This window comes from Pseudomonas sp. E1MeOHC2 (assembly GCF_058745025.1).
In genome coordinates this window covers 3,871,417-3,882,702 of the sequence record NZ_CP196675.1, presented here as the reverse complement: position 1 = coordinate 3,882,702, position 11,286 = coordinate 3,871,417, and the positions used below count along the sequence as shown (strand labels likewise).

General features: G+C 61.1%; 13 protein-coding genes and 1 tRNA gene. 6 read left to right on the top strand and 8 right to left on the bottom strand.

Annotated elements, in window-relative coordinates:
* Positions 1-119 precede the first annotated feature (119 nt).
* A tRNA-Ser gene (locus tag ACSSU5_RS17565) sits at positions 120-209 on the bottom strand.
* Positions 210-408: 199 nt separating this feature from the next.
* Between ACSSU5_RS17565 and ACSSU5_RS17560 the strand changes: the two genes are divergently transcribed.
* From ACSSU5_RS17560 to ACSSU5_RS17550, 3 genes are all read left to right on the top strand, one after another.
* On the top strand, positions 409-1,098 hold the full coding sequence (locus ACSSU5_RS17560) for a crotonase/enoyl-CoA hydratase family protein (protein ID WP_492559386.1): 690 nt from the start codon (positions 409-411) through the stop codon (positions 1,096-1,098).
* Between the two features lie 89 nt (positions 1,099-1,187).
* Entirely contained in the window at positions 1,188-1,907 is a 720-nt protein-coding gene (locus ACSSU5_RS17555) for a lysophospholipid acyltransferase family protein (RefSeq protein ID WP_492559385.1), read from the top strand.
* Between the two features lie 63 nt (positions 1,908-1,970).
* Positions 1,971-2,942: a magnesium and cobalt transport protein CorA gene (locus tag ACSSU5_RS17550; RefSeq protein ID WP_264309783.1), complete on the top strand. Its 972-nt coding sequence runs from the start codon at positions 1,971-1,973 to the stop codon at positions 2,940-2,942.
* A 40-nt stretch (positions 2,943-2,982) separates the two neighbouring features.
* Here the strand turns inward: ACSSU5_RS17550 and ACSSU5_RS17545 are convergent, their stop codons facing one another.
* Positions 2,983-3,699 (bottom strand): amidotransferase, encoded by a 717-nt coding sequence (locus ACSSU5_RS17545; RefSeq protein WP_492559384.1) that lies wholly within the window; start codon positions 3,697-3,699, stop codon positions 2,983-2,985.
* 528 nt (positions 3,700-4,227) lie between these two features.
* Here ACSSU5_RS17545 and ACSSU5_RS17540 point away from each other — a divergent pair.
* Complete coding sequence (locus ACSSU5_RS17540) at positions 4,228-5,028, top strand: c-type cytochrome (protein WP_492559383.1); 801 nt, start codon at positions 4,228-4,230, stop codon at positions 5,026-5,028.
* Positions 5,029-5,065: 37 nt separating this feature from the next.
* Here ACSSU5_RS17540 and ACSSU5_RS17535 read toward each other — a convergent pair whose 3' ends face one another.
* The 4 genes from ACSSU5_RS17535 to ACSSU5_RS17520 form a co-directional block, all read right to left on the bottom strand.
* Entirely contained in the window at positions 5,066-5,398 is a 333-nt protein-coding gene (locus tag ACSSU5_RS17535) for a ribonuclease E inhibitor RraB (protein WP_264309786.1), read from the bottom strand.
* Between the two features lie 183 nt (positions 5,399-5,581).
* The gene (locus ACSSU5_RS17530; protein ID WP_264309787.1) at positions 5,582-5,818 is read right to left on the bottom strand and encodes a hypothetical protein; all 237 of its coding nucleotides are present in this window, start codon (positions 5,816-5,818) and stop codon (positions 5,582-5,584) included.
* 156 nt (positions 5,819-5,974) lie between these two features.
* Entirely contained in the window at positions 5,975-8,047 is a 2,073-nt protein-coding gene (locus ACSSU5_RS17525) for an LTA synthase family protein (protein WP_492559382.1), read from the bottom strand.
* 153 nt (positions 8,048-8,200) lie between these two features.
* Positions 8,201-8,392 carry a PLDc N-terminal domain-containing protein gene (locus tag ACSSU5_RS17520; protein ID WP_264309789.1) on the bottom strand — a complete coding sequence of 64 codons (192 nt, stop codon included), beginning with the start codon at positions 8,390-8,392 and terminating at the stop codon, positions 8,201-8,203.
* A 127-nt stretch (positions 8,393-8,519) separates the two neighbouring features.
* Between ACSSU5_RS17520 and ACSSU5_RS17515 the strand changes: the two genes are divergently transcribed.
* Positions 8,520-9,458 (top strand): ZIP family metal transporter, encoded by a 939-nt coding sequence (locus ACSSU5_RS17515; RefSeq protein WP_264309790.1) that lies wholly within the window; start codon positions 8,520-8,522, stop codon positions 9,456-9,458.
* Between the two features lie 135 nt (positions 9,459-9,593).
* Here ACSSU5_RS17515 and ACSSU5_RS17510 read toward each other — a convergent pair whose 3' ends face one another.
* Both ACSSU5_RS17510 and ACSSU5_RS17505 read right to left on the bottom strand, forming a co-directional pair.
* A complete protein-coding gene (locus tag ACSSU5_RS17510; RefSeq protein WP_264309791.1) occupies positions 9,594-10,124 on the bottom strand; it encodes a hypothetical protein in 531 nt (176 codons plus the stop codon).
* Positions 10,125-10,185: 61 nt separating this feature from the next.
* Positions 10,186-10,710 (bottom strand): ankyrin repeat domain-containing protein, encoded by a 525-nt coding sequence (locus ACSSU5_RS17505; RefSeq protein WP_492559381.1) that lies wholly within the window; start codon positions 10,708-10,710, stop codon positions 10,186-10,188.
* 266 nt (positions 10,711-10,976) lie between these two features.
* Between ACSSU5_RS17505 and ACSSU5_RS17500 the strand changes: the two genes are divergently transcribed.
* The gene (locus ACSSU5_RS17500) at positions 10,977-11,249 is read left to right on the top strand and encodes a DUF3509 domain-containing protein (RefSeq protein WP_027596016.1); all 273 of its coding nucleotides are present in this window, start codon (positions 10,977-10,979) and stop codon (positions 11,247-11,249) included.
* The last annotated feature ends 37 nt before the right edge of the window (positions 11,250-11,286 follow it).

Sequence of the window (11,286 nt, the reverse complement as noted above, 5' to 3'; positions counted from 1 at the left end):
ATTGCTGGGGCCGCTACGCGCCCCTTTCGCGACGCAAGGCCGCGCCTACACAGAGCTCGCGGAAGCCGAAAAAACAAAAAGCCCCCGAGCTTTTCAGCGCGGGGGCTTTTTGTAGAATGTGGCGGTGAAGAAGGGATTTGAACCCTTGATACGATTTCTCGTATACACACTTTCCAGGCGTGCTCCTTCGACCACTCGGACACTTCACCGTTTTCTCTTCAAGCCTTTCAGCCTGTCGAGGCGCGCTAATTTAGTGGAAGGTCCTTCCTTTGGCAAGCATTTTTTTCAAATTTTTCATGCATTTGCATTTGAGGCCCGGCAAACGCTGACCGACCAGTCAGCCTTGCTGCTTTACCTGGCCGACGGCGCTGGGTAACGTCGTCGCCACGCCAACAAAAGGACTCTGCCATGAGCGAGCTGATTACCTACCACGCCGAAGACGGCATCGCCACCCTGACCCTGAACAACGGCAAGGTCAACGCCATCTCGCCGGATGTCATCACCGCCTTCAACGCCGCCCTCGACCGCGCCGTGGAGGAACGCGCGGTGGTGATCATCACCGGGCAGCCGGGCATACTTTCGGGTGGCTACGACCTGAAGGTGATGACCAGCGGCCCCAAGGAAGCAGTCGCTCTGGTCACCGCCGGCTCCACCCTCGCCCGCCGCCTGCTGTCGCACCCATTCCCGGTGATTGTCGCCTGCCCCGGCAATGCCGTGGCCAAAGGTGCCTTCCTGCTGCTGTCGGCTGACTACCGCATCGGTGTCGACGGGCCGTACAAAGTTTGCCTGAACGAAGTGCAGATCGGCATGACCATGCACCATGCCGGCATCGAGCTGGCCCGCGACCGCTTGCGTCGTTCGGCCTTCCACCGCTCGGTGATCAATGCCGAGATCTTCGACCCACAGGGCGCGCTGGACGCCGGCTTCCTCGACAAGGTAGTACCGGCCGAGCAACTGCACGAAGCTGCCCTGGCCGCTGCCCGTGAACTGAAGAAGCTGAACATGCTGGCGCACAAGAACACCAAGCTGAAAGTGCGCAAAGGCCTGCTGGAAACGCTCGACAAGGCTATCGAGCTCGATCAAAGCCATATGGGCTAACCCTGCCTGAGCGACAGACTCACACAGCAATTGCCTCTTTCAGTGCACACTCGTACACTGGAATGCGACTATCTGGTGTGAGTCATACCATGCTTTATTCGTTGCGCATGCTCCTGCTGGCCCTGCACTTTCTGCTGGTGGGCGCCGTAGGCCTGATCATCGGCCTGTGCCGCCCCTTCAACCCCGACAACAGCCGGGTGTTTGCCCGGCTCTACAGCGTGCCGGCCACCTGGTTGATGGGTATCAAGGTCAAGGCCGAAGTCGGCCCGCTGTTCGATCACCCTCCCGGTTGCGTCATCGTTGCCAATCACCAGTCCAATTTCGACCTGTTCGTCATCGGCCAGGTGGTGCCGCAGCGCACCGTGGCCATCGGCAAGAAAAGCCTGGGCTGGATCCCGCTGTTCGGCCAGCTGTTCTGGCTCGGTGGCAATGTATTGATCGACCGCAACAACGCCTACCAGGCGCGCAGGGCGCTGCAGAAGACCACGCAGGTGCTGCAGGACGACACCTCGATCTGGATTTTCCCGGAAGGCACCCGCAACCCTGCTGACCATTTGCTGGCCTTCAAGAAAGGCGCGTTCCACATGGCCATCGAAGCCGGTGTGCCGATCGTGCCGGTGTGCGTCAGCCGCTATGCCCGGCGCCTGAGCCTGAACAGCTGGCGGCAGCGAACGGTGATCGTGCGCTCGCTGCCACCGATTGCCACGGCAGGCTTGAGCCAACGGGACATCCCCGCACTGATCGAGCAGTGCCGCAGCCAGATGCAGCACTGCATCGATCGCATGGAAGATGAACTGGCAAGCCGCTAGGTTGCCCTCGCGCCCCTTACAGCCCAAGCTGTAACCCGTGTTCAACCGAATAAGTGGACAACCATGGGTCGAGTCGTGGCATCGGCGGTGTACAGCGCCGGCAGAAAAGTCACCAATATCAGCATCGACGAAGGCAGCGAATGGGCGCGCAAGCCTGGGCACTTCGTATGGATTGGGCTCGAAGAGCCTAACGCCGAGGAGCTGGCCAACCTGCAGCGCCAGTTCAACCTGCACGAACTGGCCATCGAAGATGCCCTGGAAAAACACAGCCGGCCCAAACTTGAAACCTTCGGCGACGCCCTGTTCATCGTCACCTATTCACCGGTGCGGCATGAGGGCAAGCTGGAGTTCATCGAAACCCACATCTTCGCGGGTAATGGCTACATCATCACCTGCCGCAACGGCCACTCAAAATCCTACGCCCTGGTGCGCCAACGCTGCGAGGCGCGGCCGCTGCTGCTGGAGCATGGCGAGGATTTTGTGCTGTACGCGCTACTCGACTTCGTGACCGAGAACTACCAACCGGTCAGCGAAGCGATTCATGGCGAAATCGAAGAGCTGGAGCAGAGCGTGCTTGGCGGCTCGCTGCAGGAAGATGACATCCGCCGCCTGCACAGCCTGCGTCGCGACATCCTGCGCCTGCGCCGCTATGTGGCGCCGATGGTGGAAGTGAGCGAAGAGCTGCAGCGCTTGAGCTTTCCGTTCATCGACAAGAACATGCGGCCGTATTTTCGCGACGTACAGATTCACGTCACGCGGCAGATGGAAGACCTGGCCGGCATCCGCGATATCGCCAGTCAAACCATCGAGATCGGCATGTTGCTGGAGTCGTCGCGCCAGAGCATCGTGCAGCGCAAGTTCGCGGCTTGGGCGGCAATCCTGGCCTTCCCCACGGCGATTGCCGGGATCTATGGGATGAACTTTCAGAACATGCCGGAGCTGGCGTGGCAGTACGGGTATTTTGGCGTGCTGGGGGTGATTGGGTTGGGGTGCACGGGGTTGTATGCCAGCTTCAAGAAGTCGGGCTGGCTTTGAGATGACCGGGGCCGCTGTGCGGCCCTTCGCGACGCTGTCTTTACTCCCCCGCCTGCCCAATGAACCGCAACATCCACTTGCCCACCAGGTCCCCCTGGTGCTCGGTGGCCAGGCTGGCAATGGCCTTGTGGTACACCTCATCGCCCAGAGACGTCTGGCGCGCATCCAGCAAGGCCCGGGAGTAGTCATGCACAAACTCCGGGTGCCCCTGGAAGCACAGCACCTGATCACGAATGTGGTAGGCGGCGTTCGGGCAAAAATCGCTGGAGGCAATCACCGTAGCGCCGTCCGGCAACTCGGTGACCTGGTCCTGGTGGCTGATCAGCAAGGTCAGCTCGGAAACCTCCGGGTCCATCCATGGTGCATGGGCCGCCAATGAGTAACGGTGAATACCCACACCCCAGCCCTTATCGGCGCGCTCGGCCTTGCCACCCAGGGTCAAGGCCAGCAACTGATGACCAAAACACACGCCCAGCAGCTTTTCGCCACGTTCGTAGAGTTTCAACAGGTAAGCCTTGAGCGTCTGGATCCAGGGGTCGGAACCGAACGAGTCGGCCTTGCTGCCGGTCACCAGATAGGCATCGAACTTTTCATTGTCGGCGGGATAGTCGCCGTTCATCACGTTGTACACACAAAACTCGGCGGCGATCGGCTGACGCGAGAACAGCTGCTCGAACATCCTGCCATAGCCGTGGTACTGCGCCGTCAACTCCGGCCGCAGGACATCGGTTTCCAGGATGCAGATGCGTAACGACATAGGGATAGTCCTGAACGACATGGGTGGGAATCTGCTGTAGAGACTGCCGCGAAAGGCACGTACAAGCAAGTAGGCCGCACTGACGAACGGTCGTATTTGGTCGGCGTGTCGTTTGCAGTAACGCAGCTGTCTAGTGAGAGCATGCCAGCCAGCTGGCAATTGGCCTCATAACCCAATGAAATTAATCGACCTTATAATTAGAACAAAGGGTTCTCAAACATGGATGACGCACACCCTACTGTTGGTTGTATATCCACTTTCAAGAGGCAAGCAGAACAGGCGTCAACATACGCCACTGCGATCGACCCGAAACGCGACACGGAAGCCAACGGGTATTCAGGAATAACAACAAGAAGGCGGTCCGCCATGTTCAGACAATCAAAAATACGCCAAGCGGGGCTCATTCTCTTCGCCACGACTTTACTGCTGATCTTGCCGAACCTGACACGTTTATTCGGCTGACGGTGGCTGTGGCGCTAACAGGCAGCACGCATGTAACCTGCCGGCCTTGAAGGTCGGAGACTCCCCATGCGCCACTGCCTTGCCCTACTCGCCTTGCTTTTTAGCCTGCCCGTGTCGGCGGCGCAGTTGCACCTGCAGTTGGGCGACACGTCGCGCCAGTGGGACAGCGCCGAGCTGCTTAACCATCCTCAGGCCCAGACCATCAGCATCGAGCAGGACGTTTCCTATAAGCGCCCCATGCACTATCGGGCCGTCCCCCTGGCTGCGCTGCTGCAGGGCGTGGGTGCAAGCGACCATCTGCAAGCGGTGGCCCTGGATGGTTTTGCCGCCGAAATGCCCGCCGCCCCACTGTTGCAGGAAGCGCCGGCACGTGCCTGGTTGGCGATCGAGGACCCGGCCAAGCCGTGGCCCGCACTGGGCAAAGGCAAGCCAAGTGCAGGGCCCTTCTACCTGGTGTGGACCGCACCGCAAGCCAGCGGCATCCGCCCGGAGCAGTGGCCGTTTCAGATCGCCTCAATTCGCCGCTTGGCCTCGGTCGAACAGCGATTTCCGGCGCTGCTGCCAGACCCCAAGCTCTCGGCCGATGACCCGGTGCGCCAAGGGTTTGCGCTGTTCCAGCAAAACTGCCTGGCCTGCCACCGCCTCAATGGTGCGGGTGATGCCCAGCTAGGGCCGGACCTGAACCTGCCGCACAACCCTACCGAGTATTTCCAACCGGCGTTTCTGCGCCAGCTGATACGAGACCCGCAAAGCCTTCGAAAGTGGCCGCAGGCGAAGATGCCGGGGTTTACAAAGAATGTGCTAAGCGAGCAGGAGCTGGATGCGCTGCTGGCTTATCTGGGGCATATGGCTGGGCGTAAGCCTTGAAATGTTGGGGCCGCGCTGCGACCCCGGTCCATGAGCGTCAGGCACATAGCCGCTCGTGCTTGACCCCCCACCCTTCGACCTCGCCGCCGTAAGGTGAAACGAGCTGTTCAAACGCTTCTTCAAAGTCGCCAATCCCTCCGTAAGTGGCATACATGACCTTGCTCAGTTCAAGGTGCCAGGCGCCGTCTTTCATCTCACGCACCTGGGCGTTGAGGGACTCACCACGAAATTGCCCGGCTGCCCGTCGCGCGCCGGCTTCGTCAGGGAATATTGCGTAGAACTCGATGGGATGGATACGGGTGAAATCGAAACCGCCTGCTTTCATCTGGCGCAGGACGTTGCTGCTGATATCGTCGTTCTGGCTGCTCATGAATCGTCCTCCTGCAAAGCTATGGATAGACTTTCCGGGCACTACGTACCTGCCGGCTGGGCCGGGCAAGTCGAGTTGTATAGAGCTGATGCAAGACACGAATTGAACAGGTACCGGCCCGCAGAAAAGGCAGGCACCTGGCTCCAGCGTAGTGCCTGCGCAGGCACCACGTCAACGCACGGATCAGGGCGCTTCGTGAATAGCGGTGATGGTCACGCCACTTTGCTCTTTGAGCCAGCGTGCCGTTGGGGATACCGCGCGGTCCTGGAAGTCGTTGAGGTCCAGCTCATCCATGACCGGAAACAGGTGCGAGCGAATGGCGCGTGCCGCGTCTTCCTCACTGGGGCAATGCTCTGCCCGCAGCCGCAATGACGTCGGTTCGCCTTTCTGGTCGGCAAAGATGACTTCCCACTCTTTCATGGAACGAGCCCTCAATCAAAGAACGCCGGGTGTGTGGCGCCTGTATACCTTGACCTTGGGCGGGGGTATTTGTTCAGTTGGCGGGGCCTTGCGGTAGCCCTTGATTGGGGTAGGCGCAGCACAAGGCTGCGCCTACAACGATCGTGCAGGGCGGGGTTACTTGGGCGTGCCGTGTACAACGCCAGCGGTGTTATCCAGCAGGCTCTTGGTCGCCGTCTGGATGTACGCTTCGAGCGTTTTCAGCATTTGCGGCTGGTCCGGGCTTTCGATCAGCTCGGCCTTGAACTCGCTGCCCAACTGGTAGCGGTACATGCGCGGGGTCATGTCCTTGGACTCGATGAGGATGCGGTCACCCTGCACCAGGCCAACGATCTGCTCGCTACCCGACGGTTTGATCATGCCCATGCCCTGGTCGCCTTCAGGCAGGTTGAGCAGGTCGCGCCCCCAGCACTGGTGACGGGTCTGGCCACCCAGGCGGCCCATGATGGTCGGCACGATGTCGACCTGGGTACCCACGGTGTGGTCAACCGCACCAAACTTCTCCTGAATGCCCGGGGCAATCAGCAGCAGCGGCACGTTGAAGCGGCCCAGGTCCAGTTCGGTGACCTGTTGGTGGTTGCCAAAGCCGTGGTCGCCCACGATGACGAACAGCGTCTCCTTGAAGTACGGCTCTTTGCGCGCCTTCTCGAAGAACTGGCCCAGCGCCCAGTCGGAATAGCGCATGGCGGTGAGGTGCTCGTCCAGGCGGCCCTGGCCGGTGACAGGCGCTACCGGCAGGTCCTTGGGCAGCGCGTAAGGCGTGTGGTTGGACAGGGTCTGCAGCAGCGCATAGATCGGCTTCTTGCCATCGTGCTTGGCCAGTTCTTCAGCGCCACGGTCGAACATGTCCTGGTCGGATACACCCCAGGTCGGGTCGGAGAACACCGGGTTGACGAAGTCGTTACGGCCGATGAAGGTGGTCATGCCCTGGTTGCCGAAGAAACCAGACTGGTTGTCCCAGGCAAAATCACCGTTGTAGACGTACACATCGTCATAGTCGCGGGCGCTGAGCAGCGCGGGCAGGCCGGACAGCTTGTGGCCGCCTTCCGGGGTCTGCATCAGGTATTCGAAACCTGGCAGGTTGGGGAAGCAGGCCATGGTGGCGAACATGCCCTGGTGGGTATGGGTGCCGTTGGAGAAGAAGCGGTCGAACAGCAACCCTTCCTTGGCCAGCTTGTCGAAGTACGGAGTGATGTTATTGGGGCTGCCCAGGGCGCCCACCGAGTGGCCGGCGAAGCTCTCCATGAGGATCACCACGACGTTCTTGATCGGCAGGGTACGGTCGGCTGGCGGCACGAAGTCACGGCGGATCGCGGCTTCGTCGGCGTCGACCAGGGTATCGTGGGCGGTCAGCAGTTGTTCACGCACGGTCTGCGTGGCCAGCGGCTGGTCCAGCACAGGCTTCCAGATGTTGGCGCGGTCTTCGCCGAAGCGGCTCTTGGCGGCATCGATCAGGGTCAGGGTGCCGTTCAGGCCAAGCTGGTTGACGAAGTTGGAGTCAGTGGTGAAGGCATCCCCCCAACGCATCGGCGGGCCCTGGCGCAGGGTGCCACGGGCGGCGACCACGGCCACCAGCAGGATCACCATGAACACCGCCAGGCGGTTGTACCAGGGCGCGGCGCGGCGCTGCAGGGTAGCACTGCCCGACTGACCGCCACGGGTCATGCGGTCGATGCCCTTGAACAGCAGGCTCAGCAGCCAGGTGCCGACGACCCAGGCCAGCAGGTAGCGGACCACCGGGAAGCCGTACCAGAGCATGCTCATGACGGTCTTGGGGTCTTCCTTGATGTACTGGAACACCAGGCCATTGAGGCGCTGGTGGAACTCGCGGTAGAAGTCCATCTCCATCAGGCCGAGGAACATCACCACGCTCGAAGCGATGGTTAGCCACAACCGGAACACGCCACGCCGGGCCATGGCCCAGGGGCTGAGAATGGCCAGCAGCAGCGGAATGCTGATGTACACCACCACCCGCAAATCGAAGCGCAATCCGTTGAGGAAGCCCTCGGCGACGGTCGCATAGGGCGTATCGCCGATCATGTCGCTGTTGTAGACCAACAGCGCCAGGCGCACGAGGCTGAGCATCAGCATGATGACCAGAGCGCTGAGCAGCGTGTAGGCCAGGTGGGATTTCAGGGTCGGCGCGAGCGAAGCTCGCGCGCCCTGTTTCAAGGCATCCGTGTTAGCCATGAATGGGAAAGTCCTAGGATTGCGGGTTTGCGGAGATGGCGAAGGTTAATACCAACGCAGCATTGTGCGGGTGCGGATTCTGTTTAAACCAATGTGAAAATTTTGTCACGGCCGCATTTCTGCTTATGTCGCAAGCGTGCCCTTGTAGGGGCTTCAGATACGGATATTGCCCCTGGGCCCGGCAATCGCCCAGATCACCAGCCCGATCACCGGCAGCAACGCGATCAGCAGAATCCACAGCACCTTGACCCCCACTTCGCGGCCGCTCTTGATCACATTGAGGATCGCCCAGATATCCAGCGCCAGAATGATCAGGCCAACCAGGCTATTGAATGTGGACCCCATGTCCGTTACTCCCATGCAAAGACGTTGCAGCACAGCATAGCCAGCTATCGCGTCAATAGAAGGGAATCCTTGGCCGATCGCGCAGGTCCTTGCTTAGACTGCCTGCATTCACTGATTAGAGGTTCGCATGCCCCCAGCCCATACCGACACGGCCACTCCACCCTCGCTGCGAAACGCCTGGCGCCAACAGGTGGTCAGTACCCCCTGGCTTAGCGCCGGCCTGGGGCTGAGCTTACTGGCGGTCGTCGTGCTGCTGGCGGCGAGCCTGTGGAACGCGGTCAACGGCGACCATGCCGACAACCTGCACCTGGCGTTGCTTGGCGGGTTGTCCGGCTTCGGCGCTACCGCCCTGGGGGCGGTATTGGCCGTGGTGCTGCGTGATGTGAACGCGCGCACCCAGGATGTGATGCTTGGCTTTGCCGCAGGCATGATGCTCGCGGCCAGTTCGTTCTCGCTGATTCTGCCGGGCCTGGATGCTGCCCGTGAGATCACCGGCAACGGCCCGGCAGCGGCCTTCACCGTGGTCCTGGGCATGGGCCTGGGCGTGCTGCTGATGCTGGGCCTGGACCGCTTCACCCCGCATGAGCATGAAAGCACCGGCCCCTGCGGCCCGGAGGCAGAACGCATCAACCGGGTATGGCTGTTCGTGCTGGCGATTACCCTGCACAACCTGCCCGAAGGCATGGCGATTGGCGTGAGCTTCGCCAACGGCGACATGAACATCGGCCTGCCGCTGACCAGCGCAATCGCCATCCAGGACATTCCTGAAGGCCTGGCCGTGGCCTTGGCGTTGCGCGCCACAGGGCTTTCGAACATGAAGGCGGCGTTGGTGGCGGTGGGTTCAGGGTTGATGGAACCGCTTGGCGCGGTGATCGGCCTGGGCATCTCCACTGGCTTTGCCCTGGCCTACCCGGTGAGCATGGGGTTGGCGGCGGGGGCGATGATCTTCGTGGTGTCCCACGAGGTGATTCCCGAAACCCATCGCAATGGCCACCAGACGGCGGCGACCCTGGGCTTGATGGGTGGGTTCGGGGTGATGATGTTTCTGGATACGGCGCTGGGCTGAGTTCTTCTACTGCCTGTAGCGGCCTTTTCGCGGGGCAAGCCCGCTCCCACAGGAATACCACCGCTCAGAGGCCAGTGGTATTCCTGTGGGAGCGGGCTTGCCCCGCGAAGAGGCCGGTACAGCCAACCGATCAAATCAAACGTGTACCGCGACCTTCAAAGCCTCCAACGCCGGCTCGGTCTTGATCCCAACCGCTGCCCCCAGCTCCAGCACCCGTGCCAGGTCATGCTGGCCGACCATCACCATCTGCAATTCATCATCCAGCAACTGGCTGAAGTTCAGCAGCACATACCCCCCCGCTTCTTTGTTCAACGCCCCCATCTGCACCTGAATGCGATTGAGCGCGGTCAGTGGCTCGGTGCGCGCCAGTTGCTTGGGCTTGAGGGTGAATGGGACGCTCTTGTCGAACGAATCGCTGATGTTCTGGAACAGTTCCTGATAGCTGTCTGCCTGAAACAGCACGGTATCCGGCAGGCTGCCAAGCACGACCCATTCGCCCAGCGGGATGGGGAAGCTGTCGTCGTAGTTGATGTCCGGGTTGGCCGCCAGGAAGGCAGCCGGATCGGCGTAGGCCTGGGCGGCCTCGTCGGCGATGCGCTCGATGTCTTCATCGCGCATGCAACCGGCGCCGATGAGGGTGATGAGTTCGAGCAATTGGTTTTTCATGAAAGGGGGCCTGCGGCGGGTGAAAAAGTCGCCAAGGATAGCCGCAAACGCCCCCTTACCGTTAGCCGACCAGCGCCTGCAAACGCGCCACGGCGTCTGCCGCGCCCATGGTCTGCGCGGCCATCAGAGCGGTGGCGCCACGGGCATCCTGCTGGGTCGGGTCGGCGCCTTGGGCCAGCAGGTAGTCGAGGATCTCGCGGCGGTTGAACATGGCCGCCAACATCAGCGCGGTACGCCCGTCCTGCGCGGCGGCATCCACTGGCACGCCATGCTCCAGCAGCAGGCGGATCATCGCCAGGTCGCCTTTGAACGCAGCGCCGGCGATCGGCAACTGGCCGTTGTCATTGGCGATCAACGGGTCGGCGCCGTGCTCCAGCAGCACGCGAACGGCATCATGGTGGCCGTGATAGCTGGCCAGCATCAGCAGGGTATCGCCCTTGTGGTTGCGCAGGTTGGCCGGCAGGCCACTGGCAAGCAGACGCCCGAGCATCTGGGCATCGCCTTGGCGGGCGCGTTCGAAGACCTGCTCGGCGAAGGCAGCGGTTTCGTCATCGGTCATGGCAGCGGGCGCTGGTTGGGTAGACATGTTGAACCTCCTGGCAAAAAGTGTTGCCCAAGTCTTTGTCAGGCAAGGCTGCCGGGTCAAAGGTTCAGATTCTATCGGGCCGATAGCGTGTGTTTGACCCGTGCAAAATGCACTGTGCAAAATGCATGACCATGCAAACTGCACGAAGCCGACTCACTTAAATGTATTCAACTCATTGAATTTAAAGGCTTTTTACTTATAAGCCGTTTTGGCACGGTCACTGCAACCATCAACTCACGTCTGCCACACAACAGTCAGGAGTTGATATGGACCTCATCCAGGAAAAGTTCGTCTCGGTGTTTTCGGCCTACCAGGTCGCCACCCAGCCCCGCCCCGATGGTGGTGTCTTGCTGACCCTGCGCGCCGCTGATGGCAAGGTTACCCGTCGCGTCTTGACCTACGGCCAACTGCACAGCGCCGAGCAGCTGTCCTGGGCGATCAGCGCCATTCGCCGTGACCTGGCCGAACAGGCCAGCGAGTTGCCGGTGATTTCGATGCTGCAGAGCCAGCAGCGGTTTGCTTTGCCGACCTATCGCTGACTTGCTGAACGGGCCTCTTCGCGGGCTTGCCCCGCGA

Excerpts from the sequence above, each read along its gene's own strand:
- ACSSU5_RS17560 (WP_492559386.1), top strand. The coding sequence starts at position 409 with ATGAGCGAGCTGATTACCTACCACGCCGAAGACGGCATCGCCACCCTG.
- ACSSU5_RS17555 (WP_492559385.1), top strand. The coding sequence starts at position 1,188 with ATGCTTTATTCGTTGCGCATGCTCCTGCTGGCCCTGCACTTTCTGCTG.
- ACSSU5_RS17550 (WP_264309783.1), top strand. The coding sequence starts at position 1,971 with ATGGGTCGAGTCGTGGCATCGGCGGTGTACAGCGCCGGCAGAAAAGTC.
- ACSSU5_RS17545 (WP_492559384.1), bottom strand. The coding sequence starts at position 3,699 with ATGTCGTTACGCATCTGCATCCTGGAAACCGATGTCCTGCGGCCGGAG.
- ACSSU5_RS17540 (WP_492559383.1), top strand. The coding sequence starts at position 4,228 with ATGCGCCACTGCCTTGCCCTACTCGCCTTGCTTTTTAGCCTGCCCGTG.
- ACSSU5_RS17535 (WP_264309786.1), bottom strand. The coding sequence starts at position 5,398 with ATGAGCAGCCAGAACGACGATATCAGCAGCAACGTCCTGCGCCAGATG.
- ACSSU5_RS17530 (WP_264309787.1), bottom strand. The coding sequence starts at position 5,818 with ATGAAAGAGTGGGAAGTCATCTTTGCCGACCAGAAAGGCGAACCGACG.
- ACSSU5_RS17525 (WP_492559382.1), bottom strand. The coding sequence starts at position 8,047 with ATGGCTAACACGGATGCCTTGAAACAGGGCGCGCGAGCTTCGCTCGCG.
- ACSSU5_RS17520 (WP_264309789.1), bottom strand. The coding sequence starts at position 8,392 with ATGGGGTCCACATTCAATAGCCTGGTTGGCCTGATCATTCTGGCGCTG.
- ACSSU5_RS17515 (WP_264309790.1), top strand. The coding sequence starts at position 8,520 with ATGCCCCCAGCCCATACCGACACGGCCACTCCACCCTCGCTGCGAAAC.
- ACSSU5_RS17510 (WP_264309791.1), bottom strand. The coding sequence starts at position 10,124 with ATGAAAAACCAATTGCTCGAACTCATCACCCTCATCGGCGCCGGTTGC.
- ACSSU5_RS17505 (WP_492559381.1), bottom strand. The coding sequence starts at position 10,710 with ATGTCTACCCAACCAGCGCCCGCTGCCATGACCGATGACGAAACCGCT.
- ACSSU5_RS17500 (WP_027596016.1), top strand. The coding sequence starts at position 10,977 with ATGGACCTCATCCAGGAAAAGTTCGTCTCGGTGTTTTCGGCCTACCAG.